Source organism: Sphingobacterium corticis (assembly GCF_042684745.1).
Lineage (GTDB): Bacteria > Bacteroidota > Bacteroidia > Sphingobacteriales > Sphingobacteriaceae > Sphingobacterium > Sphingobacterium corticis.
On sequence record NZ_JBHUMA010000006.1, the window covers coordinates 161,493 to 179,194 of the forward strand.

A 17,702-nucleotide genomic window follows, 5' to 3' on the forward strand; every position below is an offset into this window, starting at 1 on the left:
AAAATTTTAAAACAATGGAAAACGTAAAAGGAAAAGTAGTCGCTATCACGGGCGCAAGTAGCGGAATAGGAGAAGCGATCGCCAAACATTTAGCTGCGCAAGGTGCTAAAGTCGTTTTGGGTGCACGGAGAATGGATCACTTAAAAGAGATTTCTGAATCTATTCATGCCCATGGTGGAACCGCCGTTTATCAGGAATTGGACGTTACCGATTCATCAAGCGTAAAATCTTTTGTAGCATTTGCCCTCGAACAGTTTGGACAATTGGACGTGTTTGTTAACAATGCAGGTGTTATGCCGCTGTCCATGATGAACCAATATAAATTAGAAGAATGGCATCGCATGGTTGACGTAAATATCAAGGGCGTGTTACATGGTATCGCGGCAGCGCTTCCGGTTTTTGAAGAAAAGGACAACGGACAGTTTGTTAATATTACGTCGGTTGGAGATCGGTGGGTAGGACCAACATCAACGGTTTACAGTGCGACTAAATTTGCTGTTCGTGCTATTTCCGACGGTTTGCGACAAGAGGTCAGTCGCAATATTCGTGTTGCATTGGTTGCGCCCGGAGCGACGGAATCGGAATTGGCAAACACCATCTCCGATCCGGAGTTAAAGAAAATGGCGATCGAAATGTTTAGAAAAGAAACGATTCCGGCAGACGCAATCGCTAGGGCGGTGGCTTTTGCTATTGCTCAGCCTGCGGATGTTGATGTGAATGAGTTGGTCGTACGTCCGACAGCGCAAAAAGCTTTTTAAGCTTTATCCATTCCATGAATTTGCATTAAATTTATAGCACCTTACAACGAAAAGATGGATCACACATTTCGCTTCCATTCGATTGCTGAATTTCATAAATTCTGCGGTTTGCCCAATCCCGAACATCCCTTAATCAGTTTGATTGATTATAGTCAGGTTTATTATCCGGTAAACGATAATAAGATGAAGTGGATTCAACACTTTTATTCGGTCGGATTGAAGCGAAATGTGAATGCTAAATTTAATTACGGTCAGCAGGAATACGATTTCGATGCCGGCGTGTTATCTTTTGTTTCGCCACAACAATTCTTGCGCATTGAAATGAATCCCGAAGCCAAGATTGAACCGACGGGATGGTTATTACTTATTCATCCGGATTTCCTGTGGAACACATCTTTGGCTAAGAAAATGAATACCTATGATTTTTTTCAATATGCAGCTAATGAAGCCTTATTTATGTCGGACAAGGAAGAAGCGACGATTGTCGATTTGCTGGTCGCGATTGAAAATGAATACCAATCGAAGATTGATAAGTTTAGTCAACAACTTATTGTAGCACAGTTAGAAACCTTATTGATTTACGCGGAAAGGTTTTATGAGCGTCAATTTTTGACACGAACTAAAACGAGCGCCGAATTGTTGACGCGGTTTGATGGAATCTTGACTGATTATTTCAAAAACGGCGAAGCGCTGAAGCATGGGATTCCTTCGGTGCAAAGGATTGCGGAACAGATGCATATTTCTGCAAATTATTTGGGTACGTTATTGCGCTTGCACACGGAGCAAAATACGCAACAGCATATTCAAAACAAACTCATTTCCTTAGCGAAAGAACGCTTAAGCACATCCGCATTGACAATTGGTGAGATCGCTTATGAGTTGGGTTTCGAACACGCGCAATCATTCAGTAAATTTTTCAAAACCAAAACAAACCAATCTCCGTCCGATTTTAGAACAGCGTTTCAGTAGTCTATCCGACGGGCGAAAATATTTCTAATTCGGTCAAGCTAGGCACAACTATTGATCTGTTTGAGACTAAATTACAGCAAATGGAATTATTTATGGTGGTGTTGGGCGGAAAGCCGGAAGGTCGGCATACGGAACAGCACGATGTGTTTTTCGGTATTGCCGAAACCTTGAAAGATTTGGTGCCGGAAATGAATCGTTTTTGGCCAGAATTGGCAGATCGTATGCATATTGATTCGTGGCGGAAAGTATCCCAAGTTCAAAACTACCATATTGCTGTTGTCCCAAAATCAAAACTAAAACCAGAAACGGAAGAATCGTCCAGCAACAAATTATTCTTCGTTAATTTGGGTGGCTACAAACCGGAGGATATGGAGGAATATCATTATAAGCAATTGGTCGTTGCGAATAGTTTAGCGGAAGCTACCAAAATAGCTAAAGCATCAACTTTTTGGAAACACCATAATTCTTCTCATATCGATGATAAGTACGGCATCGATGTGGATGATATTTATGAAATACAAGATTTGCTCGACGCTCATTTTAAATCGAATTACCACTTAGCGATTGTGCGTTCAGAAGACGACGTTGCCGACGATAAATTAGAAATCGGCTACCTTAAAATCAGTAAGTTACTTTCATGGGATTAACCAAAGACGCTTTCGGCGACGATTTTGTTTGGGGCGTATCCACAGCCGCTTATCAGATTGAAGGCGGATATCTGCAAGATGGTAAAGGATTTTCGATTTGGGATGATTTTGTACGTAAACGCGGTAAAATATCTAATAATGAACACGCGGACGTAGCTTGTGATTTCTATCATCGCTATCCACAGGATTTAGAAATGATGCGAAATATGAACATTCGCCATCATCGTTTTTCTATTTCCTGGAGCCGAATTTTTCCTTTCGGGAAAGGTGAAGTTAATCAAGCAGGAATCGATTACTATAACAAACTCATCGACCATTCGTTAGCGCTGGGAATTACACCTTGGATTACTTTGTATCATTGGGATTTACCTTCGACTTTGGAAATTCACGGCGGATGGACGAATCGTGACGTGGTTGGCTGGTTTACGGATTACGTGGCTTGTTGTATTAAGTATTTTGGCGATCGCGTAAAACATTGGATGGTTCTTAACGAGCCGATGGTTTTTACGGGAGCAGGACATTTTCTTGGAATTCATGCGCCGGGTCGCCGCGGATTAAACTCGTTTTTGGCGGCTACGCATCACGCCGCACTCGCGCAAGCAGAAGGTGCGCGAACAATTAAATCGCTTCTGCCCGAAAGTACGGTCGGAACTACATTTTCCAGTTCGCATGTCGAACCATTGAATACATCTGAGCGGAACGTGCTTGCCGCGAAAAGGGCAGATGCTTTGCTTAATCGCCTGTTTTTGGAACCGCTTTTGGGAATGGGATATCCAACGGATGAGATTAAAACCTTACGTAAGGTTGAAAAGTTTATGAAGGCAGGGGATGAGCAGAAATTAAAGTTCGATATGGATTTTATTGGTGTACAAAATTATACACGCGAAATTGTCGAGCATTCTTATTTTATCCCTTATCTGCGCACCAAATTAGTAACCGCCACGCAACGCAAAGTTCCGGTAACCACCATGAATTGGGAAGTGTATCCCGAATCGATTTATCATATTCTCAAAAAGTTTGCAGCATATCCGAATATGCCACCAATTATGATCACAGAAAGCGGTGCTTCGTTTGCCGATGAAGTGGTCAATGGAGAGGTTTCGGATGCGAAAAGAACATCGTATTTGCAAGAAGTTATCGTTCAAATGCATAGAGCAAAAAGCGAAGGTGTGGATTTACGCGGTTATTTCATCTGGACTTTCCTCGATAATTTCGAATGGGCGGAAGGTTATCATCCTCGCTTTGGTTTGGTACATGTGGATTTCGAAACGCAGCAACGCATTATCAAGGATTCGGGGAAATGGTACGCTGATTTTTTAGGCTAGGAAAGGCGAATACATTTACTTTCGATTAATTTATGCATTATTTTGATACAGATCGTTTGTTTATTAACGATTAATAAACCTATTTTAGAAGATCAATTAAAAGATGTGTTCATACGATGAATTGGGGCTATCCCATTTTTATCGATGAATGTGACTGCTAAAAATTATAAACCTTATGAATAATGTTTGGAAATTTTCGCTCATAGCCTCGCTAGGCGGCTTTCTTTTTGGTTTTGAAACGGCCGTGATTTCGGGAGCGGAGCGGATTATTCAAAAACTGTGGGAATTAGATTCCTTTTGGCATGGACTAACGGTCGCAATGTCGCTAATAGGGACAATTATAGGAGCTATCGTGGCCGGAAATTTGGCCGAGAAATACGGGCGAAAGTCCGTTTTAACCTTTGTTGCGGCTTTATATTTGCTATCTGCACTAGGATGTGCTATCGCTCCAATATGGTCGGTGTTCTTATTTTTTCGACTTTTAGGAGGGCTGGCAGTAGGTATAAGTTCGGTCGCTGGACCAGTTTACATATCCGAAATTTCTCCAGCAAAAGACCGTGGGAAATTAACTGGATTATTTCAAATTATGGTTGTGTCCGGAATTTTCGTCGCTTATTTAACGAATTATTTGTTCTCTGGAATGGGCGATGATGCTTGGCGTTATATGTTAGGGATTATGGCTATTCCGTCGCTGTTGTTCTTGATATTGATGTTTTACGTGGCCGAAAGTCCACGTTGGGTAATGATGCATCAGGGTTTGGAGAAAGCGACTCCGTTATTTCAAAAAATCGGGCAACCAGCAGCAGTTGCTACTTCGGATAACCAAATTAGTAAAGTGAGTGTATTTCAAAAGAAATACATCAAACCAATTGTTATGGCTGTGTTATTGGCCTTTTTCAATCAGATGGTTGGTATAAATGCGATATTGTATTACGCGCCGCGTATTTTCGAAATGGCAGGATTCGACGGCGATAAATCGTATTTACAACCCATATTCATTGGTGGAACCAATCTCATTTTCACGTTGTTTGGTATGAGTATCATCGATCGATTTGGTCGTAAGAAATTACTTCTGACGGGTGCGGTCGGTATGTTTGTCTTTCTATTGTGTGCGGCTTTTGGGTTGCGTGACGGTGCGACACCATATTTATTATGGTATATCGTTGGGTTTATCGCTGCCTTTGCATTGTCGCAAGGTGCCGTTATTTGGGTGTTTATCTCCGAAATATTTCCCAACGAAGTACGATCCCAAGGTACTTCTATTGGCAGTACCACGCATTGGTTATTCGCGGCAATCGTTTCTGGACTGTTTCCGGTAATAGTAGAGCAAATAAAGGATGGGGCGTTTTATATTTTCCTGTTTTACGCAATTATGGTGGTCGTTTCGTTCGTGTTTATTTTGTTTATACCCGAAACGAAAGGCAAATCACTTGAAGAAATTGGCGATACGATATAGCATGTAAAGCTACTTATAGATTGGGAGCGAAATCACTTATTAAAAAAAAGCCTGACAAATTATTACTTCGTCAGGCTTCTTGATTTTTACAGATAAAAAAGGAACGATACGCCTATCTCCACCCTAAATCTGGAGCAACATATTGCAGGATGCTGGAAAGAACATGTACATTATAATCAACTCCTAAAGTATTCGGAATCGTTAACAATAATGTATCTGCTTCTTGAATAGCTTCGTCATTAGCTAGTTCTTTAACGAGCTGATCAGGTTCCGCAGAATAACTTCGTCCGAAGATAGCGCGTTTGTCTGCTTCGATCATCCCAATTTTGTCATTGCGATCGGATTCATGACCGAAGTACATACGATCTTGATCGTTCGTAATCGCAAATATGGAACGGCTGACAGATACGCGGGGTTCGCCGGCATGCCCTGCTTTCTTCCACGCTTCTCGATATGCACGGATTTGTTCCGCTTGTTGAATATGAAATGGCTTTCCGTTTTCATCGTACTTCAATGTCGAGCTTTGTAGATGCATCCCCTTTTCTGCAGCCCAAATTGCTGTCGCATTCGATGCTGCACCCCACCAAATGCGGTTTCGCAACCCTGGAGCGTGCGGTTCTAAGCGAAGTAAGCCCGGAGGATTAGGAAACATCGGATACGGATTTGGTTCAGCAAATCCTTCGCCTTTCAGCTTTTCTAAAAACTCCAGTGCTTTTCGGCGCCCCATATCGGCATCCGTTTCGCCATCGCGTAACGACTCGCCGAAATAACGCCATCCATCGATTACTTGCTCGGGCGATCCTCTACTGATTCCTAATTGCAGGCGGCCGCCAGAAATTAAATCTGCAGCGCCAGCATCTTCCACCATGTAAAGTGGATTTTCATAACGCATATCGATTACACCAGTCCCTATTTCAATGCTTTTGGTTCGCGCACCAATGGCCGACAATAAGGGAAACGGCGATGCTAATTGACGAGCAAAATGGTGCACGCGAAAATAAGCGCCATCTAAGCCTAATTCTTCCGCTGCTACTGCCAAATCAATAGACTGCAACAGCGTATCGCTAGCCGTTCTTGCTTGATAGGCTGGGTGATTAGACCAGTGTCCAAATGATAGAAAACCTAACTTCTTCATAAGCGAATCCTCCTTGTTTGGGGTTGTAAAACTTTTATTACTAACATGATAAAACCAATCGCTAACAGAAATTCTCGTTCGGTAAAATCATGCACAAAGATACGAAAAAAGATGTTATAACAACTATTTAGTTCAATAACAGGTTCAGGGCGGATTTAATATCGTTCGACGGGAAAATTGACTAAAAGCTACTGCTAATCTATCGTATTTGGATCTTCGTTTTGCCCTTTCTTTTTCGGGTCAAACTTCTTTTTTAAGTACCTTACCAACGAACGATTGTCATGTTCTTCCATATCGCTCAATTCCAGCTCCAAAGCTTTGTTGCTGAATTGGATTTCTACAAAAGATAGCAGTAAAGAGATGGTAAAAAATAGCAAACTGAGCGCAAACATAATTTCGGCAAACAAGGCTATTTCTAAATAAATACCGTACATGCAGATGATACAAGCGATGAAACTTAAGACGCCCATTCCCTGCATATGTCGCAATAATTTTAGTCGGAATCTTAAGTTTCCGATTTGTCCTTTCAAAACACCGCCCTCCCTATGTTCTAAGTATTTCGCATGCAGGCTTCTTACTAAAGCTGCCAACGCTAAAAATCGATTGGTATAGGCGAGCATAATTAGACTTATTGCCGGAAAAAGTAGTGCCGCGGTGCTGTAAGTGATCATATTAGCAGCAAAAATAACAAGTAATACTCAAAATTAGCCAGCTAATTTGCTTTTTAAGCGCCGAATCATGTGTGTAAGCCGATTTTTGTAATCTTCAAATAACCATTCTCGGTAATTTTTTGTTCCATTTCCAATGCATTTTGCATATTCACGAACCCTAATTTCAATTTCTTTGTGAAGATATTCAGAAAGTGCCATAGCTTCGCTTACTGTTTCGCTATTTTCAAGACACATGGTAGCATGTTGCCGAATGGAATCTCGTATAGCATTTTTTGTTTTCTGACCATCTTGCGAAAGCTTCTCATAAGTGGCAAACATATCGAAAGATGTTTCTAAGCTATTCGGAAACTTGCTTCGCATCTCCGGATCAATGTATCGAATGTTGTCGGTACGCTGTTTCAAATTTTCGTGATAGATTTCTGGATTTTGAAATACGTCCTGCCAGTCGATTTCTGCATCCCAATCGCCAAATCGATCTGCATTGTTGCCCAAATCGATGATCTGAAACGTTTTCTTATTTGGTAAACGCCTCGCACCTCTGCCAACCATTTGATGGTACAATGTTATCGAGGTCGTAGCTCGATAGAGTATTACGGCTTGTGTTTTCGGCTCATCGAAACCTGTCGTCAAAATAGATACGGAAGTCAAAATCGCTCCTTTGGTTTTCCTATACCACGAAAGTATTTCTCTACGTTCGGCCGCCGAGGTTTTATTGTCTAAATGTCGTACGGGATAACCTTGTGAGTTAAATAGTTGTTGTACTTTTCGTGAAGTCAATATACCATTATTGAAGATTAGCGTTTTTTTGCCTTTCGCGTGCTTCAGGTAAGTTTGTAACAATAGGTCGAGCATGACATCTGAACTAAAAAGCTGATCGGAAGAATTGATCGTAAAATCTCCATTTATTCCGGTAGTCAACGTGTTTAATTCTACATCGTAACTTTGATATTTAGGCTTCGCCAAAAAACCTTCATCGATCAATTGACCGATTGGAGCGCCGACAATAAGCTTGTCGTAAAATTTATTCATTGGCAAATTTACATCCGCTGAGAACGGCGTGGCCGTAACGCCGATTACCTTGGCGTTGTCAAATCGATTCAAAAGTTTCCTAAACGAATTGTGGTGTGCTTCATCAACAATAACCAATCCAATATCGCTCGTGTCAATCATACCCTCATCTATTCTATTTTTGAGCGTTTCGACCATAGCGACATAGCAATGGAATAAGTTTTTCTTTTGAACTCGCTTTACAGCGCTGTTGATAACCTTGTTGATAATACCACTTTCCTGCAACGCGCGATTGGTTTGTGCGCACAATTCTGAACGATGGGTTAGGACAACAACTTTTTGCTGATATTTTTCGATGAAGCGTTTTGCAATTTCGGAAAAGATCAATGTCTTGCCACCTCCAGTAGGAAGCTGATAAAGCAAATTACTTTTCGATAATTCCTGATCTTCTAAGTGATCAAATAGCAAATCAATATCTTTTTGTTGATAGTAATAGGGCGTCTTAGGACTATTTTCTTTATCGATTAATGTAGCGTTCCGAGTCATAATAGAATAACCTTCCACGGTATTGGAATGTTTGTAAATGAAGCTGTTATTTACTCACAATTTGATATGCAAAAATGTAGGCAGCGCTGACTAAGCGCTTAAGATCATCTCGGCTTTGAGAGGTATTGTAAATGACACCGTTGTACCAACGCCCAACTTGCTATCCACCCATATATTTCCGCCATGTAGGTCGATAATCTGGCGGCAAAGATACAAGCCAATTCCGAAACCGGAAACGTGCCTTTTTGCTTCCGCTCTTGAGCGATAGAATCGATCAAAAACTTGTGGTAAATCTGCCTCGGCAATTCCCACTCCTTTGTCGGTAACGCTAAGTTCTAGATTGTTGCGGGAACCCATGTCCACTTCGATTTGAATAGTGCTTCCCGCGGATGAATATTTCGTTGCGTTAGATATTAGGTTGTTCAAAACCTGTTCTAGCATGCCTTGATCGGCATGAATTTCCATGTGTGCCTTGATGGAAAATGTAAACGAATAGGCTGGGTAGAAATCACGGCAACTTTTCTCCACGTTTTTCAAAAGATCCATCAATGCAAAAGGTTCTTTACGCAAATCCATTTTTCCTGCTTCCAAACGAGATATGTGAAGGAAGCCATTGATTAAATCCGACATGCGACCAATTTGTCCCATCGCGCGTTGCGCCATTCCCAACAGTTTCGAATCGCCGTACGACATCAATTGTTTAGTAATCATCTGTGTGTACGCATTTACTGCGGTCAATGGTGTCTTCAGCTCGTGGCTAACCATGGCAATAAAATCATTTTTGCGCTCGTCTTCTTTGATTTCATTGGTCACATCTAAAACAATTCCTAAAACCTTTAACGGATTTCCTTTAGCATCGTGGTGCACTTTAGCTACTACCTTTATCCATCGCTTTTCTCCAGTGATCAAGTGTTGTATGGAGTAAGTACAATTTACGGATTTACCTTTTTCTAAACAATCTGTAAATGCTTGGTTAACTTCCTCATGAAAGGCTTCATCAACAGCTACTAAGATTGCTTCCCAAGTTACGTCACCTGTTAGGGGCAATCCAAATAAGTCTCTACTTCGTTCTGATAGGGTCACTTCGCCCGTGATGAAATCAATGCCGCAACTGCCAAAATTACCTGCATCAAAAGCTGCCTGTAAATTTTCCTCACGTTCGCGCAAAAGATTATCTAAACGCGTTATTGTTATATTATTGTCGGTGTCGGTTGCTTGCAACTTGGTCCAAATTTCCAAAAATGTAGGTTCTTCATCCGAAGAAAACCGGAGTACATATGATGTATTAACCAACACACGTCTATTTAGGTAATCAAATTCGAACGTTTTCGGAGAGTTAGGAAGGGCTTCGGTAGTTAGCTTTGCGGAGCTAAACGGTTCTGGAAGCCAAATAGGGTCTAAAATTTGATGAAATGGATACTTAAAAGTGTCTTCGAACGTGCGACCAATTAGCTGAAGGAAACTTTCGTTAGCATAATTGATTTGTCTACTTCGCAGATCAATTAAACAAAATCCATCATGTTCTAAAAGTTCGGAATTCTCCGCAATCATTTTCTTAACCTTTTCCATCCGATTTTAGCGCTTCATCAATAGGAGAAACTTACTTTTTTTTAAAATGTTTTTACAAAAGTGAAATATGCGTATTAGTTCTGTCAAATAGTGAATTATATGAAACACTTTATACAACTACTTTTTCCGGATGAACTGTATATTTACGAATTACTTTAAAGCAATTAACCGAAACGATGTTGTTAAGAATTTACGGAATTTTTCTTTTGTTGTTACTGTTGCAGGTAGGGGATACTTACGCCCAAAAGCGGAGCAACGAAATCGAATTGGTAAGTCCACTAACCAGAACTTACGTTTATCCAACTCGAGTACTTTGGTCGGAAGGTAATTTGGAAAACGTCCCGCATTTGCTGGAAAAAGGAAACGGACAAGCAAATTTGACCAATACGAACGTGGCTAAGTTCAAAAATACTTCAGTGAGTAGAAGTAGTGTTTTGTTAGATTTTGGCAAGGAGATGAATGGCGCCCTAGAAATAGTTACCGGAATGTGGCCGGGAGGCGGTGCCCGAAATATACGCGTACGTTTCGGTGAATCTGCTAATGAAGCGATGGCCGAACTGGGTGAGAAAGGTGCTACGAATGATCATGCACTGCGTGACATTGAACTGGCTCTACCGTGGTTGGGGAAAAATCAAACTGGAGAATCGGGTTTTCGGTTTGCACGCATAGATTTTTTAGACAAGGATGCCGAATTACATCTGCGGGAAGTTAGGGTAATTTCTACCATTCGGGACATTCCTTACGAAGGAAGCTTTCATAGTAGCGACGAGCGGTTAAATAAAATTTGGGAGGTTGGTGCATACACTGTGCACCTGAATATGCAAGATTATCTTTGGGATGGAATTAAACGCGATCGATTAGTTTGGGTAGGCGATTTGCATCCGGAAGTCGCTACTGTAAATGCAGTTTTCGGTTACAACGATGTTGTGCCCAAAAGTTTAGATTTAGCGCGGGATGCTACGCCGCTTCCGGGTTGGATGTGTGGGATTAGTACCTATTCTATGTGGTGGATTATTCTGCATCATGATTGGTATATGCATCATGGTAATTTAAAATACTTGGCCGAGCAAAAGCCTTATTTGCAAGGATTGGTAAAGCAAATCGTCGAAAAGGTAAAGGATGGCAAAGAAGATATGAATGGTAATCGCTTTTTAGATTGGCCATCGAGTGAAGACCCGAAGGCAATTCACGCAGGTTTGCAAGCCTTGGCGATTTTGTCGTTGGAGCGCGCCGCGGAAATTAGCGAAGCGTTGCACGATGTTGATACGAAAAAGTTATGTGAAGAAACGGTAGCAGCAATGCGTAAATATGTGCCGGAACACAATAATTCTAAGCAGGCAGCAGCGTTGTTAGCGAATGTTGATTTGTTGGATGCAGGGAAAGCTTATGATCAGGTGTTGTCGAGAGGCGGATCACAGAATTTTTCGACTTTCTATGGTTATTATATGTTAGAGGCGATGGCTAAGGCTGGAAAATACGAGGAAGCGATGGCGATCATTAATGAATTTTGGGGGGCAATGTTGGATCTGGGGGCGACCACATTTTGGGAAGACTTTAATATGGAATGGCTTCCCAACGCCGCCCGAATTGATGAGTTGGTGCCGGAAGGCAAAAAGGATATTCACGGTGATTACGGAGCATACTGCTACTTGGGTTATCGACATAGTTTTTGTCACGGTTGGGCATCCGGCCCTACAGCTTGGCTGTCCGAACATGTTTTAGGTATTCAAGTGATTGAGCCAGGTAGTAGAAAATTTAAAGTGCGTCCGAACTTGGGTCATCTTACTTTTGTAGAAGGTACCTACCCAACGCCGTTCGGCAATATATGGGTAAAGCATACCAAGTTAGAAAATGGTAAAATAAAATCGAAGATAAAAGCGCCTAAAGGTGTGAAGATTATACGTTAGCAATGTGTAGCTTGCCAAAAAGTATAAAAAAAGATGCCTAATGTGCATCTTTTTTTTGTGCCTTTGGGATATGTTTACAGTCAATCTAACCTATTTATGATGCGAACATATTTACCACTTTCTATTTTCTTTATGTACTTTTTCTGTTTCATTTTGCAGGCATCCGCTGAATTTCTGTATTCAGATTCTATAAAGACAAGATTATCCATTCCAAGTAAAAGCGTCCTCGCTCCGTACAAGATTGTATCTGGCGGAAAGATGGGGAATCATGGAATTTCATCCTCTCCCGATCCTATGGTCAATTATTATTGGGAAAATGAAGATGCAGATTTGCAGGTTTATCATTTGCGTCCGACAAGCATTTCTGTCAACAACGAGGAGGCATTTGAAAATGCGAAATCTCTGCTTCATTCGTCCGGTGAAATTACAGTAAATGGTGTTGGGGAGTTATGTTTTGATTTCGGAACAGAAAGTGCAGCTTGGTTAGAATTCGACAGTCCTGATTTTAATGGAGACGTAGAAATGAGCATCAGCGAATACAATCAACCTGGGGTTTTCAACTTAGGTCCGCAAGCTCCAACAAAAACGGCCAAGCCGGTAAAACACGGAAATACTTATCGATTGGAGTTGAATAAAGCACTATATGAAGGCGTTCGCTTCGGATGGATACAAGTCAAAGCCATCGATAAACCGTGGCACATTACAGATGTGCGTCTGGTTTGCCAAACAAAGCCAGCTAATTACAAAGGCTATTTCGAGAGTTCCAGCGTATTACTTAATCGCATGTGGTACACGGGCGCATACGCTGTAAAATTGAACTTGTTGAAGGATCATCTCGGAGCAATTCTCATTGACCGCGGTGATCGATATTCGTGGACAGGGGATGCTTATGTATCCCAAGGGGTAAGCATGCTGGCGTTTGGAAATTATGATCTTATCAAGGAAAATTTAAAACGTACCGCCAAAGATGATAACGCCATAGAAAGTTATTCCCTTTTATGGATTCATAGTTTGTTAGACTACTATAAATACAGCGGCGACGAAGTATTTTTTCGTGAACACCTTTCCACCATTGATCTTAAGATAACTCATGCCGCCGAGGTGATAGAAAAGCAATCCCACCTTGGTTTTTACGGTTGGGACGAACGAATCGGCGCTGGATTTGAAGATCCAAATAATCCAGAAAGCCGAGCCGCTTACCAACTTCTTTATATCCAAACCTGTAACATGCTGAGCCCCATTTTGAAATCGCTGGGGCAAAATGAAGCGGAAGAAAAATATACGGACGCGGCGATTGCTAGTTTATCCGCACTGAAGAGCGATGTAAATCGTTGGTCCAAAATAGGGATTCACGCGGCTACAGAAGCCATTAACGGAGGATATCTTTCCGATGTGGAAACCAAAGCGATGCTTGAAAGGCACTTTGTGGACGATAGTCAAATTGTTTCCTTTTCGCCATTTAATCAATATTTCATAATCCGAGCAATGGCAAAAGAGGGTTGGCATGAACAAGCACTCCACGCGATCGATTTATGTTGGGGCGGTCAGTTGCGTCTTGGTGCAACCACATTTTGGGAATGTTACCGTCCGGAATGGGAAGCCTTTTTAAAACCACATAGTGCAGTTCCCAACGGTCAGCACGGATACACGAGTCTTTGCCACCCATGGAGCAGCGGGGTTACAAAGTGGCTAAGCGAAGAAGTTTTAGGCATACAACCGATAGAAGCAGGGTTCAAACGGTTTATTGTGAAGCCATTCCTAAATGAGGAGATATCCGAAGTCCGTGGTGGTGTTCCCACTCCGCAAGGAATAATTCATTTTGCATTAGACAGTAAAAGTGGCACCGGCAAGTTGACGGTGCCTGAAAATACGGTTGCTGAATTGATGATTCCGACAATGGGTAAAAAGATTTCTCGCGTGCGTTTAAACGGAGACGTGGTTCGCGATAGCGAATTATCGAAAAATCAAGAGTATCTGTCTCTCCAAGCATTGAAAGGTGGTGTTTACGATATCCAAGTAGAATATGCGCAATCCAGAAGCAAGATGCTTATCGACTCCGAAGACCAGGACGGCACATCTATAACAAATAATAAGATAAGCTTAGTCGGTATAGACAGCGTCAGTAATAAAAATGACCATTCATTTCTAGCAGATGGTTACTTACATTTTACCAGTGAAGACGGCTCTGTTGATAAAACTACCTTACCAGATTATATAAAAGATGTCACATGGAAAATGAAGGGAAATGGAACACCTCGTTTAGATGTTTGGCGTGATAAGCAGAGTTCGGAGATACCTGTTTTAGCTACGCGTAACCCACAAACCTGTCAACAAACCTATGCAGTAGATATTCTAACAACGAACGATGATAGGTATGAATTTACGATTCGCACCGCAGAAAATACGGAAATCGGAGAAATGGTAATTGATCTGTTTGATCAGGATAGCAAAAAGATGATCTATCCGACGATTGCTGTTGCGCCAAGTGGTAAGTTGCGATATTATACTTTTCGTACACAAGGGTCTATTCGTGTAAGAATTAGTCATGTACGTGGAGGTGACGTAGGTATAAGTGGGTTGTATTTTAGGAAGGTAAATAATTAGCTTAAAATGGTCATAAACATCGAAAAATAGCTCGAATGGATAAATCAAAATACTCGACGGAGTTTATATTTATAGCTTCCTAAGTTGTAACGCGCATAGACTTTGGTGTTCGTCCAAATTTTTGTTTAAACAAACGGGAGAAATAGTAAGGGGAATCAAACCCGGTATTGTAACCCACTTCCTTGATACTCATATTGCTTTCTTCGAGCAATTCCTTGGCTTTATTTAATCTTAAGTCGATGTGATATTGATTCGGTGATTTTCCAGTCTGTTTTTTGAACGCCTTTCTAAACTTCGAATAGCTTATCGGGAAATTATCTGCTAACGTTTCCATGTTGACCTTATCGTCCAGCTGATGCTGTAACAAGAAGATGACCTGAGATACCCATAGCGCTTCGGAATCATTTTCTATAGTTTTTAACAGTTTTACGCGGTTCAGAAGTGCGACAATTTGCATCGTGGTTCCTGCAATAAGTTGTGGGTAAGCGATTTGTCCATTCACTACGGTTCCAAGTAAGTTTGTAAATGCATTTAATAAATCTTTATTCAATCCCGTTTTTATCAATGGCACTTTTGGATCGAAAAACTTCTTCATCAACTCTTTTGGGTAAGATCCATTAAATCCCACCCAATATTCTTCCCAGCCAATTTCAGAATTAGGCTTATACCGATGCCATGTTTCTGGGAAAAGTATAAAGCAGGTGCCTGATTCGACAGTGGTTTCTGGTAAATCGGCAGACTCAAAAACTCCCGCTCCTTGTGTGATAAATACAATATAATAGTCATGTAACACACGGCCTTTATTCCATGAAAATCCATGATCAACAGGATGCTGTTCGGAGGCGGGATACTGAAAATTTTTACTAGTTTTACTGTATCCGACCGTCGTGACGTAAAATCCCCATTCTCTTTCTAGTTCGCTTATGTTAAGGTATTTGTGAAAATTTTCCATTTATTTATCGGTTTATATTTGGTGTCCCAAGTTATTCAATTAAGTCAAAAAGTGCAAAAAATATATCACTTCAGAGATGTTCGGTCGTGCTGCTGTCGGTAGATTTGTATTGCTATCAATTTTGTAAATAAATCTATCTTATTTTTATGAATACCAATCTAAGTGCAGCGCAAATAGCGTTCTATCAAGAACATGGATACATCATTATTAACGATTTTCTTTCTCCTTTAGAATTGGAGAAATGGAGAAATGCAGTCGATACAGCTATTGTTCAGAGAAATGGCGTAAAGATGCCGGGTAAGTCTGTTCACGTAGGTGAAGAAGACGGTATCAATGAGGATGCTACCTACTTTAATAACGTATTTGACCAATTATTGAATCTGTGGCAAACTAGCGATCAGGTGCGCGAGATCATGCTCGATGAACAAATTGGAAAAATGGCCGCAACACTTGCCGATGTTGACGGGATACGTATATGGCACGATCAAGCTTTGATAAAGCGACCTTGGGCGAATCCCACATCTTGGCATTTAGATACACCATTTTGGTCGTTTACCGATCGTCGAGCGTTGTCGATTTGGGTGGCACTCGACGATGTTACTTTGGAAAACGGTTGCCTATTTTTTATTCCCGGATCGCACAAAAAAACGACCTTTGATAATACCGGAATAGGTAAAAATATGGGTGGCATTTTCGACGTGTACCCTGAGTTTAGAAAAACAAAAGCTCAACCCGTTGTGATAAAAGCTGGCAGCTGTTCCTTTCACAACGGATTGACCATCCACGGCGCCCATGCCAATATGACGCCAGGATTTCGACGCGCTATGACCTGCGCATATATGCCTGATGGGAATGTGTACAACGGAATTCCAAATATCTTACCAGATGCCTATGTGAAAGCGTTGTCGATAGGCGAACCATTGGATAGCGATGCACAAAATCCGCTCATTTACAAAGCCCCATAACATGAAGATCGATTTCTTTTGTCCGCGTTGGGGATCGGAAGGGTTACAATGGAACGAATTTGCTGAGAAAATTGCAAACGATGGTTATGTCGGTGTCGAAGTTTATCCGCTGGGCGATGAAAGTACAAATCAGGATATGCTATCTGCGTTAGAAGAGAAAAATTTATCCTACATATTGCTTCATGCAGAAATGAAAGAGGGCAAAAACTTTGAGAAATATCTTGAGGCGTTGGAACGTAATCTATACCGTCTACTAGACTATCAAAATCAACAGATGCAGCCGCGGTTTATTGTAACCCAAACGGGAAGGGAGTATTATTCAATGGATCAAATGGAGCAATGTTTTGCTATCTGCAACCGTATAGCCAAGGAATCAGGAATCGAGATCATTCAAGAAACTCATCGAAACAAATGGTCGTACGCCGCGCATGTAGTAAAAGATTACTTAGCGCGTTTCCCTGAGTTAAAGTTGGCGTTGGACCTTTCACATTGGGTATGTGTGTCTGAGAGCTACTTGGAGGATCAACAAGATGCGGTAGATTTAGCTATTCAACATACCCGACATATTCATGCGCGTGTCGGACATACGCAGGGTCCTCAAGTGCTCGATCCCAGCGCACCCGAAAATAGGGAAGCATTACAACATCACCTCAATTGGTGGGATAGGTGGGTAAGCAGATTGGATGCCGACGGCGTTAAAATAGCAACGATAACACCAGAATTTGGCCCGTATCCATATTTGCCATTTAAACCTTTCACAAAAGAACCGATTTCCGATCAGTATGCCGTAAATCTTTGGATGATGAATCATTTAAAAAAGAGATATGAAGCGATTATTTAAACCCGAGATGTAAAAGGTCGGATACGGACCTCGAAGTGCTTCGCGAACCGCAATGAATAGTGCATGACTTATGTTTACGGATCGCGATTTGGTGTTGCGAAGCGTTTTCGGGGCATACTGTAAATCGTGTTATCTCAGTAACAACGAAAGCGACCAAAGATCGATAGAAGCGCTCAAACTAATCCTGTAATTTTTGCAGATGCAAAATGATTCCGCAACCACTTCAAAAAGCGAAAAATCTGTATAGGAATTTGGGCACAAAATGATCAAAGTACAACTAAGTGATTTTATTTTAGGATTTATTCCGAACGGTTAACAACAAACTTAAATCGCAATCGCCTGATCTACG

General features: G+C 41.4%; 14 protein-coding genes. 9 read left to right on the forward strand and 5 right to left on the reverse strand.

Going from position 1 to position 17,702, the window contains the following annotated elements; translation table 11 throughout:
- Positions 1–14: 14 nt before the first annotated feature.
- From ACFSQ3_RS06805 to ACFSQ3_RS06825, 5 genes are all read left to right on the forward strand, one after another.
- Positions 15–758, forward strand: coding sequence for an SDR family oxidoreductase (locus ACFSQ3_RS06805; protein ID WP_380868730.1), 744 nt, complete (start codon positions 15–17; stop codon positions 756–758).
- A gap of 54 nt (positions 759–812) precedes the next feature.
- A complete protein-coding gene (locus ACFSQ3_RS06810) occupies positions 813–1,727 on the forward strand; it encodes a helix-turn-helix domain-containing protein (RefSeq protein ID WP_380868731.1) in 915 nt (304 codons plus the stop codon).
- A gap of 80 nt (positions 1,728–1,807) precedes the next feature.
- Positions 1,808–2,374: a DUF1543 domain-containing protein gene (locus ACFSQ3_RS06815; protein ID WP_380868733.1), complete on the forward strand. Its 567-nt coding sequence runs from the start codon at positions 1,808–1,810 to the stop codon at positions 2,372–2,374.
- Positions 2,365–3,699 (forward strand): GH1 family beta-glucosidase, encoded by a 1,335-nt coding sequence (locus ACFSQ3_RS06820; protein WP_380868735.1) that lies wholly within the window; start codon positions 2,365–2,367, stop codon positions 3,697–3,699. Before ACFSQ3_RS06815 ends, ACFSQ3_RS06820 begins: the two co-directional genes overlap by 10 nt.
- Before the next feature lie 175 nt (positions 3,700–3,874).
- Positions 3,875–5,155: a sugar porter family MFS transporter gene (locus tag ACFSQ3_RS06825; protein ID WP_380868737.1), complete on the forward strand. Its 1,281-nt coding sequence runs from the start codon at positions 3,875–3,877 to the stop codon at positions 5,153–5,155.
- Positions 5,156–5,267: 112 nt separating this feature from the next.
- Here the strand turns inward: ACFSQ3_RS06825 and ACFSQ3_RS06830 are convergent, their stop codons facing one another.
- The 4 genes from ACFSQ3_RS06830 to ACFSQ3_RS06845 all read right to left on the reverse strand — a co-directional run bounded on the left by ACFSQ3_RS06830 (position 5,268) and on the right by ACFSQ3_RS06845 (position 10,084).
- Positions 5,268–6,290, reverse strand: a complete 1,023-nt coding sequence (locus ACFSQ3_RS06830) for an LLM class flavin-dependent oxidoreductase (protein ID WP_380868739.1) — start codon at positions 6,288–6,290, stop codon at positions 5,268–5,270.
- A 194-nt stretch (positions 6,291–6,484) separates the two neighbouring features.
- Positions 6,485–6,961: a DUF2721 domain-containing protein gene (locus tag ACFSQ3_RS06835; RefSeq protein ID WP_380868741.1), complete on the reverse strand. Its 477-nt coding sequence runs from the start codon at positions 6,959–6,961 to the stop codon at positions 6,485–6,487.
- A 33-nt stretch (positions 6,962–6,994) separates the two neighbouring features.
- Positions 6,995–8,515 (reverse strand): DEAD/DEAH box helicase, encoded by a 1,521-nt coding sequence (locus tag ACFSQ3_RS06840; RefSeq protein ID WP_380868743.1) that lies wholly within the window; start codon positions 8,513–8,515, stop codon positions 6,995–6,997.
- 90 nt (positions 8,516–8,605) lie between these two features.
- A complete protein-coding gene (locus ACFSQ3_RS06845) occupies positions 8,606–10,084 on the reverse strand; it encodes a sensor histidine kinase (protein WP_380868745.1) in 1,479 nt (492 codons plus the stop codon).
- 176 nt (positions 10,085–10,260) lie between these two features.
- Here ACFSQ3_RS06845 and ACFSQ3_RS06850 point away from each other — a divergent pair, with 176 nt between their 5' ends.
- Together ACFSQ3_RS06850 and ACFSQ3_RS06855 are read left to right on the forward strand one after the other, a co-directional pair.
- Positions 10,261–11,991, forward strand: a complete 1,731-nt coding sequence (locus ACFSQ3_RS06850; RefSeq protein WP_380868747.1) for an alpha-L-rhamnosidase-related protein — start codon at positions 10,261–10,263, stop codon at positions 11,989–11,991.
- A gap of 96 nt (positions 11,992–12,087) precedes the next feature.
- Positions 12,088–14,595: an alpha-L-rhamnosidase C-terminal domain-containing protein gene (locus ACFSQ3_RS06855; RefSeq protein WP_380868749.1), complete on the forward strand. Its 2,508-nt coding sequence runs from the start codon at positions 12,088–12,090 to the stop codon at positions 14,593–14,595.
- Positions 14,596–14,674: 79 nt separating this feature from the next.
- On the opposite strand, the gene ACFSQ3_RS06860 is transcribed toward ACFSQ3_RS06855, so the two are convergent.
- Positions 14,675–15,547, reverse strand: coding sequence for a helix-turn-helix domain-containing protein (locus tag ACFSQ3_RS06860; RefSeq protein ID WP_380868751.1), 873 nt, complete (start codon positions 15,545–15,547; stop codon positions 14,675–14,677).
- A 146-nt stretch (positions 15,548–15,693) separates the two neighbouring features.
- On the opposite strand from ACFSQ3_RS06860, the gene ACFSQ3_RS06865 reads away from it, so the two are divergent.
- Together ACFSQ3_RS06865 and ACFSQ3_RS06870 are read left to right on the forward strand one after the other, a co-directional pair.
- The gene (locus ACFSQ3_RS06865; RefSeq protein ID WP_380868753.1) at positions 15,694–16,512 is read left to right on the forward strand and encodes a phytanoyl-CoA dioxygenase family protein; all 819 of its coding nucleotides are present in this window, start codon (positions 15,694–15,696) and stop codon (positions 16,510–16,512) included.
- 1 nt (position 16,513) lies between these two features.
- Positions 16,514–17,353 (forward strand): sugar phosphate isomerase/epimerase family protein, encoded by an 840-nt coding sequence (locus tag ACFSQ3_RS06870; RefSeq protein WP_380868755.1) that lies wholly within the window; start codon positions 16,514–16,516, stop codon positions 17,351–17,353.
- The last annotated feature ends 349 nt before the right edge of the window (positions 17,354–17,702 follow it).

Excerpts from the sequence above, each read along its gene's own strand:
- ACFSQ3_RS06805 (WP_380868730.1), top strand. The coding sequence starts at position 15 with ATGGAAAACGTAAAAGGAAAAGTAGTCGCTATCACGGGCGCAAGTAGC.
- ACFSQ3_RS06810 (WP_380868731.1), top strand. The coding sequence starts at position 813 with ATGGATCACACATTTCGCTTCCATTCGATTGCTGAATTTCATAAATTC.
- ACFSQ3_RS06815 (WP_380868733.1), top strand. The coding sequence starts at position 1,808 with ATGGAATTATTTATGGTGGTGTTGGGCGGAAAGCCGGAAGGTCGGCAT.
- ACFSQ3_RS06820 (WP_380868735.1), top strand. The coding sequence starts at position 2,365 with ATGGGATTAACCAAAGACGCTTTCGGCGACGATTTTGTTTGGGGCGTA.
- ACFSQ3_RS06825 (WP_380868737.1), top strand. The coding sequence starts at position 3,875 with ATGAATAATGTTTGGAAATTTTCGCTCATAGCCTCGCTAGGCGGCTTT.
- ACFSQ3_RS06830 (WP_380868739.1), bottom strand. The coding sequence starts at position 6,290 with ATGAAGAAGTTAGGTTTTCTATCATTTGGACACTGGTCTAATCACCCA.
- ACFSQ3_RS06835 (WP_380868741.1), bottom strand. The coding sequence starts at position 6,961 with ATGATCACTTACAGCACCGCGGCACTACTTTTTCCGGCAATAAGTCTA.
- ACFSQ3_RS06840 (WP_380868743.1), bottom strand. The coding sequence starts at position 8,515 with ATGACTCGGAACGCTACATTAATCGATAAAGAAAATAGTCCTAAGACG.
- ACFSQ3_RS06845 (WP_380868745.1), bottom strand. The coding sequence starts at position 10,084 with ATGGAAAAGGTTAAGAAAATGATTGCGGAGAATTCCGAACTTTTAGAA.
- ACFSQ3_RS06850 (WP_380868747.1), top strand. The coding sequence starts at position 10,261 with ATGTTGTTAAGAATTTACGGAATTTTTCTTTTGTTGTTACTGTTGCAG.
- ACFSQ3_RS06855 (WP_380868749.1), top strand. The coding sequence starts at position 12,088 with ATGATGCGAACATATTTACCACTTTCTATTTTCTTTATGTACTTTTTC.
- ACFSQ3_RS06860 (WP_380868751.1), bottom strand. The coding sequence starts at position 15,547 with ATGGAAAATTTTCACAAATACCTTAACATAAGCGAACTAGAAAGAGAA.
- ACFSQ3_RS06865 (WP_380868753.1), top strand. The coding sequence starts at position 15,694 with ATGAATACCAATCTAAGTGCAGCGCAAATAGCGTTCTATCAAGAACAT.
- ACFSQ3_RS06870 (WP_380868755.1), top strand. The coding sequence starts at position 16,514 with ATGAAGATCGATTTCTTTTGTCCGCGTTGGGGATCGGAAGGGTTACAA.